Below are 345 nucleotides of genomic sequence, written 5' to 3' on the forward strand. Positions count from 1 at the left end.
TCGCAAAGCCTTCACGCGCCTCGGCCCAACACCGGTCGGCGGCGACCGGATCGAGGCCGGCGAGCGCGTCGCGCAGACCCGCCCGCAGCGGCTCCAGCGGCGCTTCCACGAGCAGCCCGGCCTCCTCGGCGTGCAGCGCCGACCAGGCGACCTGCTCGCGCGCCTCGACGGCCTCCGGATCGTGGCGATCGGCCAACGCGGCGCCGGCGACCGCGTGCAGCACGCCCAGGTCGGCGGCGAACGCGAGCCGCACGAGCCCGGTCCGGCGGCCGGCGTCCGGATGGTCGACGTGCAGGCGCCGGTACAACCGGACCAGGTCCCGCACCCGACGCGCCGACGGCATGC

At 77.4% G+C, this 345-nt stretch carries 1 pseudogene; it reads right to left on the reverse strand.

Features of this window, described 5'->3' with window-relative positions:
* Positions 1-345 (reverse strand): annotated as a pseudogene (locus GT354_RS44645) (kinase); the annotation flags it as partial.

The organism is Streptomyces sp. SID3343, from assembly GCF_009865215.1.
Lineage (GTDB): Bacteria > Actinomycetota > Actinomycetes > Streptomycetales > Streptomycetaceae > Embleya.